Below are 16,340 nucleotides of genomic sequence, written 5' to 3' on the forward strand. Positions count from 1 at the left end.
TTCACGACGGCCGACGCTGTGGGCATGGACGACGACCTCATCACCGAACGACGCTCCGTCGCCTGCCCCCAGGTCTTCGGCTACCTGCGCCATGTCACCGGCGGCCCGGCCCGCCACGCGGCGCTCATCGGCTGCCTCACCGAGTACTGCCGGCAGCACGAGCTGACCTTGAGCGGTGTGTTCACCGACCGCGAGGCGACGGTTGCCGTCCGCTCGCCCGCCTTCGTCGGCCTCCTGGACGCACTCGAATTGCCCGACACGTATGGCGCCGTGGTCCCTTCCCTCAGCCACCTCGGCCCAAGGCGCGTCGTATCCGAGCGGCAGCGGCAGATAACAGCAACAGACACCCGTCTGATCGTGGTTCGCCCCATCAGGCCGCCGACGGAACGTGCGCCTCTGTTCGGCGTGAGCTCCGGCCTCCAGCACCAAGGGGATACGTGATGTCCGTCCGTGAAGCGCTGCGCAGCGCACCCTTGGTCAACGACGTGCCCGGACTCCGCCTCCTCCGAGTCGGCGAAGGCTGGGACCTCGTACGCACCCCCGCAGCGGTCGGTTTCCTGGCCCTGGCCCACCTGCGGGCCACTGGCACGGCAATCGGCCCGGTGCTCTACGACGGGCCCAACGAACGCCTCTACTACGCCATCGACACCGGCACCGCAGGGAGTTGGGGCGACCTGCCGGTCCGGCATCTCACCACCAACTCGTGGCTCGTCGCGCCCAGCCTGCCGTTGATCGACGACTGGTTCGGCGGCTGGTGCGAACTGCCCGACGACGAGACCCTCACCAACGCGCACGCCCTCCGTACCGCACTCCAGCACCCGTACGTCGCCACGGCTCTGGAGACGGTTCGATGACCAGCCGCGCGATTATCTGCCACAAGAAGTGGACACTCCAGCCCGACCGGGAACCCGACGCCGAGCCCACCACGTACGCGATGCAGTGCGCGGTCTGCGGCGAGACCTCACCGCCGGGCACCGACTTCGCCGAACCGCAGAGCTGGGTGTTCACGCATGGTGGCCGCAATCCCTCACACCATACGTACCGGGAGATCATCACCCGGCCATGGAGGGCCTGGTGGAAGCCGTGAACCACCGTGTCACCGCCCAGGTCACCCGGGCCGCCCGCTACGCCGGACCACTGCTGATCGTGCTCGTGTCCGCCTCGTGCGGCTTCGTGATCGGCGTGGCCGCCTTGACCGCACGGATCACGCCCTGACCCGCGCTTGGAGAAGGGATCCACCGGCCGAGCGGGCAGCCAACCTGATCGCCGCCCACCACCAGGCCCGACCAACCCCTCGCACCCACCTCGTGGAGGTCCCATGATCGAGACGAACACCAGCGCCAAGAGGCCGAGGCGGAAAGCAGCTCCGCAGCTCGTGGCCAGCCCGTTTCTCGCCCAGTACCTCCTAGTCCAGCCCGGCCGGGCGGCCGGCGTGCGCATCCCGGAGGTCCGCTACGAGGAGCTGTGGGCCGCGGGCGCGGAAGGCCGATCCGTCCCGGACTGGCTGGCCGACGCGGCGCGGGAAGCGTGGGGGACCGAGTTGCCCGCGTCGCCGGTCGGTGATGTCGTCCTCGTCCGCGAGCGGTCCCGGTACGGGTACGGCAAGGCGTCATGGGAGATCAACCTCGGCTGTGACTACGACTGCGAGTTCTGCTACCTCGGGGAGAAGCGGTTCGAGGGCCTGGACTGGGCCGGTAAGCAGGCGCTGCTGCAGACGCTGAGGGACGCCGGTGTCTTGTGGTTGCAGATCACCGGCGGTGAGGCGCTGATCGACCGCGAGTTCGGCGCGGCGTACGAGTACGCCCACCAGCTCGGGATGATGGTCCAGGTCTCGTCCAACGGTTCCTCGCTGCGGAAGCAGCCGATCCGGGACCTGTTCGCCCGCCACCGGCCGTACCGACTGACCCTGAGCGTCTACGGAGCCACCGCCGAGACGTACGACAAGGTGACGCGGAACCGCGGGGCGTTCGGCCGGTTCCTGATGGGCCTGGACGCCGCCCGCGAGGACAGGTTGCCGGTCCGCCTGAACGTGATCGTCTCGGACGGCAACGCGCACGAGACAGACGCGATGGTGTGCCTCGCGAAGTCGTACGGCTTCCCGCACCAGGTCTTCACGAACATGTCGCCCACGATCGATGGCGAGGCGAACCCCCTGGCGACGCAGGCACTGGACCATCTCAAAGCCCGTAGCGTCTTCACCGGCTGCAACGCCGGCCACACGTTCTTCCACGTCAACCCGCACGGCATCGCGTCGATCTGCAAGGTCGGTCGCGACCCAAGCGTGAACCTCATCACTGAGGGCGTCGAAGCCCTCCCCCGACTCGGCGCGGTCGCCGAGTCCCTACAGCTCCGCACCGGTGGATGCTCCGGCTGCACGAAGGTCGGCACGTGCCGCACGTGCCGACCGCTGGCCAGGCTCTACCAGGAGGCGGGGGACCGACGAGAGCTCTACTGCCAACATGGAGGTTACGGATCATGACTCCGCCCACCGCACTCCTGACCCCGCCTCGCGAACCGGTCATGCTCACCATCGGCCGACGTCCGGCGGACAACCCGACCAGCGCCCTGCCGGTGCCGCTGATCGCCGCGTCGATCAAGGACGACGAGTTCCAGATCATCGCCGACCTGGACGAGGCTGCCGAGGGCGCCGAGTGCAGCTGCTCGGCTGGGGATGACCAGCCGTACTAGATCCATCACGGGCGGCGCCCGTGCCGCCCGCTCGTTCCACCCCCTCAGTGCCGCCCCGGCCTTACCCTGGCCGGGGCGGCATTCCCCGTACCCGAGCACCCTTGAGGAACCGCGCGTGTCCATGTCCCGCATCCCCTTCGAACAGCTACCCGCCGACGTCCGCCGAGCCGTCGCCGACAAGAGCGGCGCCGTTCACCAAGCGGTGACCGTGCAAGGCGGCATGAACTCCGGCATCGCCTCCGTCCTGGCGACGAACGGCGGCCGGGTCTTCGTGAAGGGCATCCCGGCCGACCATCCCCAGGTCGCTGCCCAACGCCGCGAGGCAGCCGTCGCTCCGTACCTGCCGGCATCCTGTCCACGCCTGTACTGGCACCTGGAGTTCGGCGGCTGGAGCTTGCTCGGCTACGAGGTGATCGACGGCCGCCACGCCGACTACACGCCAGGCTCACCCGACCTGCCGCTCGTGGAAACCGCGCTTGTCGAACTGCAGGGCCTTGCAGCGCCCGCCGGCATTGGGATCAAGGACGCCGTCGACCGGTGGGCGGACTACGCACCGCCAGGTACGCTGCACTACTTCGAGGGCAACACTCTCCTGCACACCGACTTCGCCCCGGACAACGTCCTGATCACCGGTGCCCGCGCACGACTCATCGACTGGGCCTGGCCGACGCGAGGGGCGGCCTGGATCGACCCCGGCGCACTTATCCTCCAGCTCATGGACGCCGGGCATTCGGTGGAGGAGGCCCTCGCCTTCGCAAGTCGGTTCTCGTCCTGGCGGGACGCAAAGGCCGAGGCACTCGCGGCCTTCAGCTTGGCCACGGCGGCACTGTGGCGGGAGATTGCTGAAGTGGAGCGGACACCATGGAAGTTGGGGATGGCGAAGCGAGCGGCGGAGTTCGCGCGCGTCCGGGACTGGGCCCTATAGACGCCACGTACTGGGAAGGGGGGACGCGTTCGGACGGACTTGCCCGGCTCTCAGCGGTGCTCGTGTCGACGAGGGTGCCGGGGGCCGCTTGGGCTGGCGACGGCGTGATGTCAGTGGTGACGCCTAGGCTGGATGAGGCAAGTGTGTTGCGCCGTCAGCTCCCATCCTCTGATGCGGTCCGGGGGCGGTCGGCCCGTTCGAATCCGAGGACAACCATGCAGCTCGCCGACCATTTCAATGAGTTTTTGCGCACCACGGTGAACCTGGGCCAAGTCAAGCTCGACCTTCTCGACACCAGGGTGGAGGCGATCTACCGGGCGTTGAAGGCGGACGAGGAAATCGGCTCGCTGGTCCTGGGCAAGATTCCGCAGGGCTCATGGGCGCATCGCACGATCATCGACCCGGTCGGCGGGACGGAGTTCGATGCTGACGTGATGCTGCTGATGGCCGAGAACCCGGACTGGTCACAGAGCCCGAAGACGTATATCGAAGAGGTGTATGCGGCCCTGCATCGACACAGCATCTACAAGGACATGCCGCACTCGCGTAAGTGCCGATGTGTGCGGCTGGTCTACAGCAACTCCATGCACGTGGACATCGTTCCTTACGTGATGCTAGTCGACGGTCGAGAGGTCATCGTCAACCGCGACGAGGACACCTGGGAGAACACCAACTCGCAGGGCTTCAGCACTTGGATGCGCACTCAGGACCAGATCGCGCAGGGGAATCTGCGCAAGGTCATCCGGTTGATGAAATTCCTGCGCGACCACAAGGGATCGTTCACCGGGACGCGGTCGGTGATCCTGACGACGCTGCTCGGCAACCAAGTCCATGCCTACAAGAAGTTCTCCGATCCGGGCTACTACCGTGATGTGCCAACTGCGCTCTTGCACATCGTCGCTGACCTGGACACCTATCTGCAGGCCAACGAGATCAAGCCCTCGGTCGCCGACCCCTCAGGGTCTGGGCTGACCTTCGACCACCGATGGGAGCAGAACACGTACTCCTACTTCCGCGACCGCATCCACAAGCACGCCGCCGAGATCCACGACGCTTACCACGCCGAGGACAAGGACACGAGCCTACGGCTGTGGCAGAACCTTTTCGGCCCCGAGTTCAAGGCCCCGGTTTCGGCAACCAGCGGCTCCAAGTTCCCCGCGGCTGCCACCACGGTCACCGCTGTCGCGCGGCCTGGTCGCGCCGGGTGAGCGGCGGCAAGAACCGACCCGCCCCGACGGACTGGCAGAGAGAGGCCCTGGCCGAGCTGCGCGAGGCCGCGGCCGAACAGCCTGACGTGCTGCGTCTGGTGGGAGTTCCAGCCCGCGGCCAGAACGGTGTGCTCAGGGTGACGCTGCGGCTTCACACAGGGCCCTTGGCCACTGCTGACGGCGGCTTGGTTCTGCAGGAGCACGAGGAGTTCGTCCTGACCTTGCCGGCCTCACCGCTGTCCGCAACCACCGTCGAAGTGGAGCACTGGAGGTTCGCCGGCTACCCGCATGTCCTCCAGGGACGCCGACTGTGCATCTTCCTGGATCCCGCCCGCGAGTGGGATCCGCTGCGCGGGGGCATACGGGCGTATCTGAACCGGCTGTGGTCCTGGCTGAGCGACGCGGCAGCGGGCCAGTTCAACGCATCAAAGGCGATGTACCACGCCGTCGGCGGAGTGCTTCACCAAACGCCCGGAACCCCGACGCTGGTCGTACGCGTTCCCGGCCCTGACCAGCGAATCCAGACTGGCTACCTGATCGCGCGCACCGAGCACCGACTAGACCTGGCCTACAGTCCGCCCCCGGAAGGCAGGGCCGTACGGGTGCCAGTAATCACCATTGCGGGAGCGCTGCCGCTCGGCGGCGGCTCAACCTTTGCCGAGCTGCTGACCTACGTGGACAACCCTCCGTTCGATCGCCAGAGGAGAAGCTCCCCGCAGGCAGTCGCCCAGTCTCCGGCGATCCTGACCACGCTCGCGGCCAGTGCGGCCCGCAACCCCGATGGCTCGCCGCAGTACCTGATCCTGGCAGTCCCGCACCCTGCGGGCGGCCCGCCCAATCTCTTGGGTGCACGTCTTCCCGCGCCTACCGCGGATGCACTGCGGCGCATGGCCCACGAGCAGGGTTCCGCGCTGAACATCGACGCCTCCCAGATCCGCCCGGACCTACTGATCGAATGGTGCCCTGTGTCCGATGAACGGCCTGCCGTGACGACACGTCGCGATGACGGAAGCCTCATCGGGGGCTTCTTGGGGAAACACGTGCATGTCTGGGGCTGCGGCGGCCTTGGCTCCTGGATCGCCGAGTTCGTCGTCCGTGGCGGCGCCTCACAGGTGACGGTGTGCGACCCCGGAACAGTCACCGGCGGACTGCTGGTCCGGCAGAACTACGTCGAGGCTGACGTTGGAGCCTCCAAAGCCCAAGCCCTGGCCCGACGGCTGCGAGCAGTGGATGACACCGTCGCGGTCCACGTCCACGACGGCGTACTGCCCGACGCTACAGCTCTGGCAGGCGCCGAAGTCATTATCGACGCGACCGTGAGCATTGCCATGGGCCACATCCTGGATCGCCTCGCGGCTAGCGGGGGACGCCACCCGGTCCTGGCTCAGGTAGCCACCGACACCCGCACCGGCACCTTGGGCCTGCTGAGCGTCTCCGCGCCCACCACCGCACAGGGGCCCAGCAGCATCGACACTGCCGCCGGGAAGATCGTACTGGCCGACCCCGCCCTGGAGCTTTACCACCGCCTGTGGCAGGACACCCCGGACGGCGACGAACTTGTACCAACCCGCGGCTGTTCGGTGCCCACCTTCCACGGGGCATCGGCCGACCTGGCTGCTGTCGCCGGAACGCTGACGTCCCTCCTGGGGATGCACCTGATCACTCCCGGCTCGGGCACACATCTGATCGCGCTCCCTCACGCAGCCGGATCGCCCCATCACCATTTCCTGGCCCACGACCCGACACCGACCACGCCCTGACCCATCCCATGTGCACTGGAGGATGCGCTGTCGCCAAGGCGAACGGGAACGCAGTAACTGGCTATCGGATCGCCAGCGAGTGCCAGCGTCAGGGAATCTCCAAGGCTCGTCGATATCCGCTCGGCGTGCGGTCGTAGAGCACCAGCGCCGGGTGCACTTGGCGGTCGCGTACCCGCCCCAGGCTTACCCCGGCCGAGAGCGGCACCGCGAACAGCACGTGCAGGCGCCGCACCTGCTTGGCGCTCGCCTCCAGATCCGCGAACAGCGACCGCAGCACCTCCTGGAACTGAGTCAAGGAAACGCGATTGCGCAGCACGTCCGGCGCGGCGGCAACATCAACAGGGCTGATGCGGTACCGGCGCAGTCCGGCGAGCTGGTGTGGGACCTCCTCGGGCTGGATCGTGCCTGAGATGTTCAGCACGAGCACCGCCTCATGCGCGGGCGGCTGGTCAACGTCGAGGTGGACCGCGAAGCCGACCGCAGGCGCTGTCGAAGACCACGACCAGGACTCGTCTTCGCGGTGACGCTGATAGACGTCGGTGGGCACGGTGTCGTCCAGACGGGATCCGAGGTAGACAAGCAGTGGCAGCCGGGCGAAGCCGAAAACACTCAAGTGCGCAACTTTGTCACGGGCGATACCGCGGTTGAGCTGGTTGTCGATGACCTCGTCGATGACGGCGGTGGCTGCCCGGTAGTAGGGCGAGCCTCCAGTCTCCTCGTCGGGGATGTCACGCAGATCGATCGTCATCTCGCCGGCCACGTGGCGCAGGTCGATCTCCACGCCGTGCCGCTCATAGGACTCCAGGAATAGTGGGAACCGGTCCCCGGAGGTGATCACCGCGGTAGCGGCGGTCTGCCGGGTCAGCTCGACTTCCTGGCCACGCACCCGGCCCACCATCCGCAGCACCGTGGTCGCCCGGTCGTCGGCCAGCCCGGTGACGTGCTTGATGCGGTCCTCGTGAGCGCGTTTGAGCGCGCGCAGCCGTTCCACGGTGAAAACGTCCAGGGTGCCGGAAGCATCGATCTCGTCGTGCTCGTCGGCACAAACCAGCATCAAGTTGTCGGCGGTGTCGCGCTCCACCAGGTCGTGTTCACCGCGCGGGGAGCCTGCGGTCTGTTGCTGGCCGACGATGTGTGCCAACTCACCCTGCCGTACGGTGCGGCCCGTCATCCCACCATCGAGCAGATACCTGTTGCAGATCGCGCACCGACCACCACTACGCACCCACACCTCCAAGCGCACAGGCGCTGGGATGGCCCGTCTCCCGCCGCCCTGCCCGGCAGCCTTCCTCGCCATACGTTGCCTCCCGTCTCGGAGCACGCCTGCCGGAACCATTGTGCGTTCCCGTCCACGGCCTCCTGGTACAGCCCGGTTTGATTCGCCACTCCCGACAACGACGGGGCCGGGCCTTCTGACCGCGCAACCGCTCTCGATTTCTGGGAACGATCTCCAGCAAGTCGGGAAGCAATCTTCAGGACCTGTGGTGCCGCAAGTCAGAAACATTCGTGAACAGCCTTCGACCACGCGGGCGTTCTGGGATGATGTTTGTATGACGGTCTGGAAGGTCTTGCGTTGGGCGGGGGCCGCTGTCGGTCTGATCGCTCTGGTCGTGTTCTTCGCCTTGCTGGGACTTGATCGGGCGGATCAGTTGAGCAGTGTGTTGAGTCTGTTCTTCACAGTGGCCGGGTTCGCGCTGGCCTTGGTGAGCCATTCTCAGCAACAGTCTGCGCGCGGGGCATCTCCCGTCGCGCGCAGTGGGTCGATCGCATCAAGTGGAAGTGTGCGTGGTTCGAAGGCCATCGACACTGGTTCAGGTGCTCCTCCATCCGTCTGGTCGCCCGCACCCTCGGGAGGAACGGGGGCGTCGGCTGACAGTGGATCGATCGCGGCTGGCGGCGATGTCGAGGATTCTGAAGCACGGCGGGGCTCGTGATGGGTCGTCGAAAGCCCCGTCGTACAAAACGCAGCCATGAGGAACCGGTCCTGTATGCCGACAGCGGCTCGATCGTGGCGGGCCGAGACGTTAAGAACTCCAATTCTTTTCACACGCACACCACGGTATTGCCCGCAGGAGCATTGAAGAGAGCTCCAAAGCTGGAGGCGCCAACGGGGTTGAGTAACGTGCCGCAGCCACACGGATTCGTTGGGCGGGACAGTCAACTGGCCATGCTGGATGCCGCGTTCGCAACCTCGGGCGAAGTGATTGTGCAGGCCCTCCATGGCCTGGGAGGGGTCGGTAAGTCCACGCTCGCCGCGTACTGGGCCACGAAACGATCGCGGAGCTCTCCACAGTGGTGGATCACGGCCGATTCACGAACCTCCCTGGACTCCGGGCTGGCCGACCTCGCGGTTGCCCTCCAACCTGCTTTCAGGAGCGCGGAGACGGGCGCTGACGAACTGCGGGAGTGGGCTCTTCTATGGCTTGCGACGCATCGGAACTGGCTTATCGTGCTGGACAACGTTAACGATCCCCAACATATCCGTCCAGTCATCGATCGGGCTGGCCGAGGCGGACGCTTCCTCATCACCAGTCGCCGTGCCACCGGCTGGCACCAACTTTCCTCTGCCATAGCCCTCGACGTTCTGGAAGCACCTGAATCCATCGAGTTGTTCACTCGAATTCTAAACCACGGAAAGACGAGGACCAGCGAGGGCGCCGCTGAAGTCTGTGCCGAAGTTGGCTGTCTACCCTTGGCTGTAGAGCAGGCAGCGTCCTACTGCGCAGAGACGGGCATCTCTCCAAGATCCTATCTGGAACTGCTCAAGAACAGGCCGGCAGAAATGTTCGCGGCCACCACGGAAAATGGCGAAGCGGACCGTACTATCGCCCGAATTTGGAGTATCACGTTAGATCACCTCAGGGATACACCTCTAGCTGGCGAAGTACTACGGGTCCTGGCTTGGTACGCCCCTGACGGAATCCCCCGCAGCTTGCTTGACGATCTCCGCTACCCGCCTGCTCTGCGGGCAAAGATGACACGACTAAGATCTCAGTGCGGGAAGCACGACGCGAAGAGCTGGCGCGGCCGAATCCACCAATTCAGACACCTATATGCGGAGCAAATGATTGACCCTCTGGCACTAAACAATGCTATCGGGCGATTGGCCGCCTACAGCATGATCGGAGAGCGAGACGGAAATATCGCCGTTCATCGATTGGTTCAAACCCTCGCCCGGACATCTGACCCAAAAGATCCCCACCGCCAAGCGGGAGATATCGCTGATGCCCATCGAACCGCGAGCAGTTCATTGGCGCACCAAATACCAAAACTCACGAGCGATCCCAGCACTTGGCAGGCGTCGCGCCCATTGCTGCCTCACCTGATTGTTCACGCCGAACTTAGCCAAGGGGAGCTGGAGGGCACTATCACCGCCAGCCTGCTGACTTACGCCTCGGCATTCCTCTATCAGACGGGATCAATCAATCGAAGCATCGCCATTGGGTGCCGTGCACTTGAGATCAACGAGCGCATGTTGGGCACAAGGCACAGCGACACCTTGGTCGGTCGCAGTAATCTAGCCACGGCCTACTGGGCTGCCGGTGACTTCAAAACTGCAATCCGGCTAAATGAGACTAACGTCGCCGAATCTGCAACAATCCTTGGCGCAGACCACCCGCAAGCACTTAAATTCCGTTTCAACCTGGCGGCCACTTATCGCTATGTCGGCGACTTCAAAAAGGCGATTCCCTCACTGCAGTCCACCCTGGCCGACCTTGAGCGTATTCTCGGCGCCGACCACCCCGACACCCTAATATGCCGCCATGGTCTCGCGTGCGCCTACCAGGCCATGGGTGACCTTCAGCGAGCGATTCCCTTGCTGCAGTCCACCCTGGCCGACCTTGAGCGTGCCCTCGGCGCCGACCATCCCGATGCTATTATCTCCCGGGGGAATCTCGCAGGCGCATATCAAGACGCTGGCGACCATAAAAAAGCAGTTTCGCTGTTCCGGTCCACCCTTGCCGACTGTGAGCGCGTTCTCGGCGCCGAACACCCCCACACTTTGACTAGCCAGAAGAACCTCAAAAATGCATATCAGGCCGCCAAGACGCGTAAACGCCCTGATGAATCTCGGTCGGGGAAAGACTGTCGAGAGAAGTAAGGTTGAACTCGCGGTGGCGGGTGGCAATTGGAGCGTGCGAAGTCTTCCAGCTGTGCGCCAGGCCAACCAGATTCCGCCCGATCGCATCTGGTTGGCCAGCACTGACAGCTGTATCCACGGGACTGCGCGCATGCAGTACCTACCACCCTGGCGGCATGCGCACGGGGGGGGATCGATCAATACGCCCTCTTGGAGACCGTCTACCGGCCCGCCTAAGTGATCAGTACCGTCCGCCAACTACGTGAGGCTGGCGTCGTGACGACGGAACCTCGTGCCATCAACGTCAAGACACGAGTGACCCTGGCGGCGGCACCTCCCACCACCAACCCGTCGGCCGAGCAGGGCGCCCTTTGGGGTGAGCCCGAGGGCACATCCAGGGCACATGAGCCCGGGAAACGGCGTAGACCAGTGAGAACTACCGAGAGACGTTTCCCCTGGTCAGCACACACATCGCCAAGAATCCCCAGGTCAGCGCCCTCCCGCCCCCAATCGCTGCATGAATGGCAGGATTTCAGCCATCGTCTGCATGAGGCGGGGCATCAGCCGTACTGCCTGGTGTGGCCCTGATCGCAGGGAGCCGGCTCGGGCGGGAGTACGGCTCCGAGGTCGGCGCGAGTGGCTGCCAAAGCGGCTACGAGCCACCGCGGTCGATCCATAGCCGCCATGCCGGAGCCATGTGGGAACTCAACGGACGGCCCGTGGAACCCGATGCCCTCCAGGCTCTCGGCCTGACGGACTACGGGCATTTCACGCGCATGCGCGTCGACAACCGGCGCGTACGCGTCCTTGCCCTGCGCCTGCGCAGGCTGGGGCGGGACTGCGAGACGATCTCCGGTACCGCCCTCGACCTCGACCAGGTCCGGCACCACATACGCAACGCCGTCGGAGACAGGGCCGGGATCCTTCGTCTGGTGGTGCGACCCCGAGTCGGAGCGGGGCTTCGGGCGGACGGCTTCGGGCGGACGGCTCCGGGTCAGAGCCAGCCGTTGCGGCGGAAACCGCGGTAGATCACCAAGCAGGCGACGGCCATGACGCCGAGGACGACCGGATAGCCGTAGGCCCAGCGCAGCTCTGGCATGTGGTCGAAGTTCATTCCGTAGACGCCGCAGACCATCGTCGGCACCGCCACGATCGCCGCCCAGGCGGTGATCTTGCGCATGTCCTCGTTCTGGGCGACGGTCATCTGGGCCAGGTGCGCCTGCAGAATCGAGTCGAGCAGGGAGTCGAAGCCGTTGATCTGCTCGACGGCGCGGGCGAGATGGTCGGCCACATCCCTGAAGTACGGCCGTATCTCAGGGGCGATGACCGTGGCGGGCTGGGTGGCGAGGGCTTCCAGCGGGCGGTTCAGCGGAGTCATCGCCCGCTTGAACTGCAGCAGTTCACGCTTGAGCTGGTAGATACGCCCCGCCTCGCCGCGACCCTTCTCACCGCGACCGGCGTACTCGGCGAAGACCGCGAGCTCGACCGCGTCTATGTCGTCCTGCACGGCGTCGGCGACGGCGACGTACTCGTCCACGACGAAGTCGGCCACCGCGTGCAGTACGGACGAGGGGCCCTTGGCCAGTTGGTCGGGCAGGGCCTCCAGGGCCTCGCGCAGCGGACCGAGTGAGCCGTGGCGGCCGTAGCGGATGGTGATGACGAAGTCCCGGCCGGTGATCACCTTGATCTCACCCGTCTCCGCGACCTCGCTGGTGGTGGTGAGCTGGTCGTGCTTCGTGTAGGAGACGGTCCTGAACACGGCGAGCAGCATGTCGTCGTACGGGACGACCTTGGCGCGGTGGTGCGGGTTGACGGCGTCCTCGATGGTGAGCGGATGCAGGCCGAACAGCTCGGCGATCGAAGCGAACTCGTCCTGTGTCGGCTCGTGTAGTCCGAGCCAGACGAAGCTGTTGCTGCCGGGGGCCGCCTTGTTCTCCTTGCGTACCCGGCGCAGCGCCTCGTCGGCCGGGCAGCCGCCGGCCTGCCGTACCCCGTCCGAGTAGCCCACGCAGTTGACCACAGAGCTTCCCAGCGGCGAGCGGGCCGGGTGGCTCAGGTCGACGGTCCGCCGGTACGTACGGCGTACGGCGCGTCGGAGGTTGCGCATCATCGACAAGGCGGACTCCCGGCGGACTGGCGGTCTTTCGCCGACCACACTCTCCGACACGGCGGCGGCTTGTCCATGGCGGGGGTCGCGGGCGGGAACGCCGGTGGTACGTGAGCTGACGCCGAGCGTCCATCGCACCATCCGGACATGTTTTTGGACAGTGAACCTATATTGAGCCGGACGCCATCTCTGCCGATGGCCCGAATGTAAGGCATATGAGAATGCGAAGACGCACCTACGCAACGACGCAGAGACCATGAGGGGACGGGACATGGGCGACACGCTGCTGGTCCTGTGCATTCCGCTGACGGTGTGCGCCAGCGGGATCTACGCGGTGTGCGAGAGCTGGTGGCGGCGCCGGCATCCGGCGCCGCCGTCGCCGTACACGCACGCCGCCGCCCGGCTGCGGGAGCGGGAGATGCTCGTGGACGCCGAGGCGATCGTGACGGAGGCGTACTCCCGGCTCGCTCCGTTGTACGCGAACTGCTCGACCCAGAAGCCCGAGAACCCGGAGGACCGCGAGAACCCGGCGAACTCGAGGCCGGATTCCCGTGCGGGCGAGCCTGACGATGTCGTCAGCGGCCAGGGCTCCACCGCGGGTCACGCCCCGTAGTCGCGAGCACCCGCTCGAACGGAGTCGCGCCGTCCGGCACGTCCACCACCCGTGCAGACGCGTGGAAAGCCTCCGTGCAGACGCGCGGAAAGCCGTGGAAGGTACCCGGTGCCCGGTGGCATGCTGACGGCGTGAACGGACCGGAGATCCACATCAGCTTCGCCCCCGAGCTGCGGCTCTTCGTCGCGGCGGAGCGCCGCCTGGGGCGGACCTCGCTCACCACGGACGGCTCCTCGACGCTGGGGCATGTCGTGGAGTCGCTCGGCGTGCCGCTCACCGAGGCCGGTCGGCTGCTTGCGGACGGCACCCCGGTGCGGGTCTCGCACATCCCGGCGGCGGGCGAGGACATCGAGGTGCTCGGCGTCGAGCGGCCGCAGCAGGTGCCGGGGGCACCGCTGCGGTTCCTGCTCGATGTGCACCTCGGCACGCTCGCCCGGCGGCTGCGGCTGCTCGGGGTGGACGCGGCGTACGAGAGCGAGGATCTCGGTGATCCGGCGCTGGCCGCTCTCTCGGCGCGAGAGCAGCGCGTGCTGCTGTCCCGGGACCGCGGCCTGCTGCGCCGCAGGGAGCTGTGGGCCGGTGCGTACATCTACAGCGACCGCCCCGATGACCAGCTCCGGGACGTGCTGCAGCGGTTCATGCCCGCCCTCGCGCCGTGGAGCCGCTGCACGGCATGCAACGGCGAGCTCGCGGACGCCTGCAAGGAGACCGTCGAGCAGCACTTGGAGCAGGGCACTCAGCGGACATACGACGTGTTCGCCCAGTGCCGGTCCTGTGAGCGCGTCTACTGGCGCGGGGCGCACCACTCGCGGCTTGAGGCGATCGTGGAGGAGGCCTTGCGCGAGTTCGGCGATCCGGTCGCGTAGGGCGCTCCCCGCAGACCGGCAGTCCTGCGGGTCCGGCAGTCCATATGGTCCGGAGGTGCGGGGGCCCGGAGTTCCGGAGTTCCGGAGTTCCGGAGGGGAGCTTCAGAAGGTGTAGCGGTCGCCGGTGGCCGGGACCAGCACGATATGCCGGTCGTTCGCGTGGTTGCGGTCGACGGCGCCGCCGTTCCACACCGTGGTCACAGCGATGACGACCTCCGCGGGCTCACCGGCCAGTCGCAGGCGCAGCGCGCGCCCCGGCCCCGTACTCGCGGCCCTCAGCTCTCCCGTATGGCAGAGGACCGTCCGGTATCCGACCCACAGGCAGCCGTCCGGCAGCGAGGCGTCGGGCCCCGGCGGCGCCGAGAAGGTCAGCCACACCGTCGTACCGGGCACGGCGTCCGGTCCGTGGTTCTCGCTCGTCAACCAGACGTCGAGCAGGCCCTCCCACAGCACGGCATGGCCGTGATGAGCCGTGTCGGCTTCCGGGACCGCCGCCGCGAACGATGCGGGCACCGCACCCGCCGTACCCGCACCGCCCACCGCGTCAGCCGGAGCCGCGCCGGCGCTTCCGGTCGGCATCACCGCCGCCGTCACGATGGACGCCACAACCAGACTGCTGCGCATGACCCGCATAACCGGCATGATCGAAAGATACCGATCCATCACTGATAAGGCAGATCATCCAACCGCTCGGCGCGTCCCTGATACCTCAGGAGCACCGGGCGCGGGCGGTACTTCACACCGTCCGCCTATCCTGACCTTTGGCCACTGGTTCGATCATCTGCCCGAGGAGCCGTCATGACCGCCGCCCCCGTCGCCGTCGTCACCGGAGCGAGCAGCGGCATCGGCGCCGCCACCGCGCGGACGCTGGCCGCCGCGGGCTACCACGTGTTCCTCACCGCCCGGCGCAAGGACCGGATCGAGGCCCTCGCCACCGAGCTCACCGAAGCCGGCCACCAGGCCACGCCCTACGCACTCGACGTCACCGACCGGGACGCGGTCGACGCCTTCGCCGCGTCCCTCGACGGCGCGGGCCGGGAGGTCAAGGTGCTGGTGAACAACGCGGGCGGTGCCCATGGCGCCGATCCGGTGGCGAGCGGCGATCCCGCCGACTGGCAGCGGATGTACGACACGAACGTGCTGGGCACGCTCCATGTCACCCAGGCCCTGCTCCCCGCCCTCACCGCCAGCGGCGACGGCACGGTGGTCGTGCTGTCCTCCACCGCCGGCCACGGCACCTACGAGGGCGGCGGCGGTTACGTGGCCGCCAAACACGCCGCCCACGTACTCGCCGAGACCCTCCGGCTGGAGATCGTCGGCACACCGGTCCGGGTGATCGAGATCGCCCCCGGCCTGGTGAAGACCGAGGAGTTCGCCACGACCCGGTTCCGGGGGGACACCGAGAAGGCCGCGAAGGTCTACGCGGGAGTAGCTGAGCCCCTCACCGCCGAGGACGTGGCCGACACCATCGGCTGGGCGGTCAGCCGTCCCTCCCACGTCAATATCGACCTGCTGATCGTCCGCCCCCGCGCGCAGGCGTCGAACACCAAGCTCCACCGGGAGCACTGACCCTCACGCCGGTCGCGGGGAGAGACGGCCGAGGCCGCGGGAGCGACCGACGGAGGGACGACCGACGGGCGGCCAAGCCGGCTCCAGGGCTCAGCCCGCGCTGCGCGCGGTCGTCTTCGATCGCTGCCTGGCCATCCGGCGCTTGAGCGCTCGGCGCTCGTCCTCGCCGTAGCCGCCCCACACTCCGGAGTCCTGGCCGTACTCCATGGCCCAGGCCAGACACTCCTCCCGGACCGGGCAGCCGCGGCACACGGCCTTGGCCTCCTCCGCCTGGAGCAGCGCCGGGCCGCTGTTGCCGATCGGGAAGAACAGGTCGGGGTCCTCGTCGAGACATGCGGCGTCCTGTCGCCAGTTCTCGCGCTCCACGGGAAGTACCTCCTCCACGTCGCTGTCACACATTGCTTTCGTCGACGCTCTCTCTGCCGCTCCTCTTCGGCTCGCCGACAAGCGGAAGCTGAAACACCGATTCGCCTACGCATCACACATCTGGCTGAAAGCCGGGTCCCGGCAACGACCGTCGGCG

Annotated in this window: 18 protein-coding genes; 14 read left to right on the top strand and 4 right to left on the bottom strand. The window is 66.8% G+C overall.

Going from position 1 to position 16,340, the window contains the following annotated elements:
• The first annotated feature begins 24 nt into the window (after nt 1-24).
• The 9 genes from V1460_RS33735 (at nt 25) to V1460_RS33775 (ending at nt 6,581) form a co-directional block, all read left to right on the top strand.
• Nucleotides 25-441 carry a hypothetical protein gene (locus V1460_RS33735; protein WP_338677381.1) on the top strand — a complete coding sequence of 139 codons (417 nt, stop codon included), beginning with the start codon at nt 25-27 and terminating at the stop codon, nt 439-441.
• Nucleotides 441-854, top strand: coding sequence for a hypothetical protein (locus V1460_RS33740; protein WP_338677383.1), 414 nt, complete (start codon nt 441-443; stop codon nt 852-854). The genes V1460_RS33735 and V1460_RS33740 overlap by 1 nt, the downstream gene beginning before the upstream one ends.
• Complete coding sequence (locus tag V1460_RS33745; protein ID WP_338677384.1) at nt 851-1,087, top strand: hypothetical protein; 237 nt, start codon at nt 851-853, stop codon at nt 1,085-1,087. The genes V1460_RS33740 and V1460_RS33745 overlap by 4 nt, the downstream gene beginning before the upstream one ends.
• Nucleotides 1,075-1,215: a hypothetical protein gene (locus tag V1460_RS33750; RefSeq protein ID WP_338677385.1), complete on the top strand. Its 141-nt coding sequence runs from the start codon at nt 1,075-1,077 to the stop codon at nt 1,213-1,215. Before V1460_RS33745 ends, V1460_RS33750 begins: the two co-directional genes overlap by 13 nt.
• 103 nt (nt 1,216-1,318) lie before the next feature.
• Nucleotides 1,319-2,479 (top strand): radical SAM protein, encoded by a 1,161-nt coding sequence (locus V1460_RS33755; RefSeq protein WP_338677386.1) that lies wholly within the window; start codon nt 1,319-1,321, stop codon nt 2,477-2,479.
• Nucleotides 2,476-2,688, top strand: a complete 213-nt coding sequence (locus tag V1460_RS33760; protein WP_338677387.1) for a hypothetical protein — start codon at nt 2,476-2,478, stop codon at nt 2,686-2,688. The genes V1460_RS33755 and V1460_RS33760 overlap by 4 nt, the downstream gene beginning before the upstream one ends.
• Before the next feature lie 121 nt (nt 2,689-2,809).
• Entirely contained in the window at nt 2,810-3,613 is an 804-nt protein-coding gene (locus V1460_RS33765) for an aminoglycoside phosphotransferase (protein ID WP_338678321.1), read from the top strand.
• Between the two features lie 215 nt (nt 3,614-3,828).
• Nucleotides 3,829-4,821, top strand: coding sequence for an SMODS domain-containing nucleotidyltransferase (locus V1460_RS33770; protein WP_338677388.1), 993 nt, complete (start codon nt 3,829-3,831; stop codon nt 4,819-4,821).
• On the top strand, nt 4,818-6,581 hold the full coding sequence (locus tag V1460_RS33775) for a ThiF family adenylyltransferase (RefSeq protein WP_338677390.1): 1,764 nt from the start codon (nt 4,818-4,820) through the stop codon (nt 6,579-6,581). The genes V1460_RS33770 and V1460_RS33775 overlap by 4 nt, the downstream gene beginning before the upstream one ends.
• An 88-nt stretch (nt 6,582-6,669) precedes the next feature.
• On the opposite strand, the gene V1460_RS33780 is transcribed toward V1460_RS33775, so the two are convergent.
• Entirely contained in the window at nt 6,670-7,752 is a 1,083-nt protein-coding gene (locus tag V1460_RS33780) for an SAVED domain-containing protein (RefSeq protein WP_338677391.1), read from the bottom strand.
• Nucleotides 7,753-8,514: 762 nt separating this feature from the next.
• On the opposite strand from V1460_RS33780, the gene fxsT reads away from it, so the two are divergent.
• Nucleotides 8,515-10,683: an FxSxx-COOH system tetratricopeptide repeat protein gene (gene fxsT / locus V1460_RS33785; protein ID WP_338677392.1), complete on the top strand. Its 2,169-nt coding sequence runs from the start codon at nt 8,515-8,517 to the stop codon at nt 10,681-10,683.
• Between the two features lie 557 nt (nt 10,684-11,240).
• Nucleotides 11,241-11,690, top strand: a complete 450-nt coding sequence (locus V1460_RS33790; protein ID WP_338677393.1) for a hypothetical protein — start codon at nt 11,241-11,243, stop codon at nt 11,688-11,690.
• Here the strand turns inward: V1460_RS33790 and corA are convergent.
• Nucleotides 11,657-12,772 (bottom strand): magnesium/cobalt transporter CorA, encoded by a 1,116-nt coding sequence (gene corA / locus V1460_RS33795; protein ID WP_338678322.1) that lies wholly within the window; start codon nt 12,770-12,772, stop codon nt 11,657-11,659. The two genes, V1460_RS33790 and corA, sit on opposite strands and share 34 nt — an antisense overlap.
• 268 nt (nt 12,773-13,040) lie before the next feature.
• Between corA and V1460_RS33800 the strand changes: the two genes are divergently transcribed.
• A complete protein-coding gene (locus V1460_RS33800) occupies nt 13,041-13,382 on the top strand; it encodes a hypothetical protein (protein WP_338677394.1) in 342 nt (113 codons plus the stop codon).
• Nucleotides 13,383-13,513: 131 nt separating this feature from the next.
• The gene (locus V1460_RS33805) at nt 13,514-14,248 is read left to right on the top strand and encodes a Mut7-C RNAse domain-containing protein (protein WP_338677395.1); all 735 of its coding nucleotides are present in this window, start codon (nt 13,514-13,516) and stop codon (nt 14,246-14,248) included.
• 102 nt (nt 14,249-14,350) lie between these two features.
• On the opposite strand, the gene V1460_RS33810 is transcribed toward V1460_RS33805, so the two are convergent.
• Nucleotides 14,351-14,890, bottom strand: a complete 540-nt coding sequence (locus V1460_RS33810) for a hypothetical protein (protein ID WP_338677396.1) — start codon at nt 14,888-14,890, stop codon at nt 14,351-14,353.
• A 156-nt stretch (nt 14,891-15,046) separates the two neighbouring features.
• Here V1460_RS33810 and V1460_RS33815 point away from each other — a divergent pair, with 156 nt between their 5' ends.
• Complete coding sequence (locus V1460_RS33815) at nt 15,047-15,817, top strand: SDR family NAD(P)-dependent oxidoreductase (protein WP_338677397.1); 771 nt, start codon at nt 15,047-15,049, stop codon at nt 15,815-15,817.
• 90 nt (nt 15,818-15,907) lie between these two features.
• Here the strand turns inward: V1460_RS33815 and V1460_RS33820 are convergent, their stop codons facing one another.
• Nucleotides 15,908-16,183: a WhiB family transcriptional regulator gene (locus V1460_RS33820; RefSeq protein WP_338677398.1), complete on the bottom strand. Its 276-nt coding sequence runs from the start codon at nt 16,181-16,183 to the stop codon at nt 15,908-15,910.
• Nucleotides 16,184-16,340: the final 157 nt, after the last annotated feature.

This window comes from Streptomyces sp. SCSIO 30461, assembly GCF_037023745.1.
GTDB lineage: Bacteria > Actinomycetota > Actinomycetes > Streptomycetales > Streptomycetaceae > Streptomyces.

Excerpts from the sequence above, each read along its gene's own strand:
- V1460_RS33735 (WP_338677381.1), top strand. The coding sequence starts at position 25 with ATGGACGACGACCTCATCACCGAACGACGCTCCGTCGCCTGCCCCCAG.
- V1460_RS33800 (WP_338677394.1), top strand. The coding sequence starts at position 13,041 with ATGGGCGACACGCTGCTGGTCCTGTGCATTCCGCTGACGGTGTGCGCC.
- V1460_RS33770 (WP_338677388.1), top strand. The coding sequence starts at position 3,829 with ATGCAGCTCGCCGACCATTTCAATGAGTTTTTGCGCACCACGGTGAAC.
- V1460_RS33815 (WP_338677397.1), top strand. The coding sequence starts at position 15,047 with ATGACCGCCGCCCCCGTCGCCGTCGTCACCGGAGCGAGCAGCGGCATC.
- V1460_RS33760 (WP_338677387.1), top strand. The coding sequence starts at position 2,476 with ATGACTCCGCCCACCGCACTCCTGACCCCGCCTCGCGAACCGGTCATG.
- V1460_RS33745 (WP_338677384.1), top strand. The coding sequence starts at position 851 with ATGACCAGCCGCGCGATTATCTGCCACAAGAAGTGGACACTCCAGCCC.
- V1460_RS33765 (WP_338678321.1), top strand. The coding sequence starts at position 2,810 with ATGTCCCGCATCCCCTTCGAACAGCTACCCGCCGACGTCCGCCGAGCC.
- fxsT (WP_338677392.1), top strand. The coding sequence starts at position 8,515 with ATGGGTCGTCGAAAGCCCCGTCGTACAAAACGCAGCCATGAGGAACCG.
- V1460_RS33810 (WP_338677396.1), bottom strand. The coding sequence starts at position 14,890 with ATGCCGGTTATGCGGGTCATGCGCAGCAGTCTGGTTGTGGCGTCCATC.
- V1460_RS33740 (WP_338677383.1), top strand. The coding sequence starts at position 441 with ATGTCCGTCCGTGAAGCGCTGCGCAGCGCACCCTTGGTCAACGACGTG.
- V1460_RS33780 (WP_338677391.1), bottom strand. The coding sequence starts at position 7,752 with ATGACGGGCCGCACCGTACGGCAGGGTGAGTTGGCACACATCGTCGGC.
- corA (WP_338678322.1), bottom strand. The coding sequence starts at position 12,772 with ATGATGCGCAACCTCCGACGCGCCGTACGCCGTACGTACCGGCGGACC.
- V1460_RS33755 (WP_338677386.1), top strand. The coding sequence starts at position 1,319 with ATGATCGAGACGAACACCAGCGCCAAGAGGCCGAGGCGGAAAGCAGCT.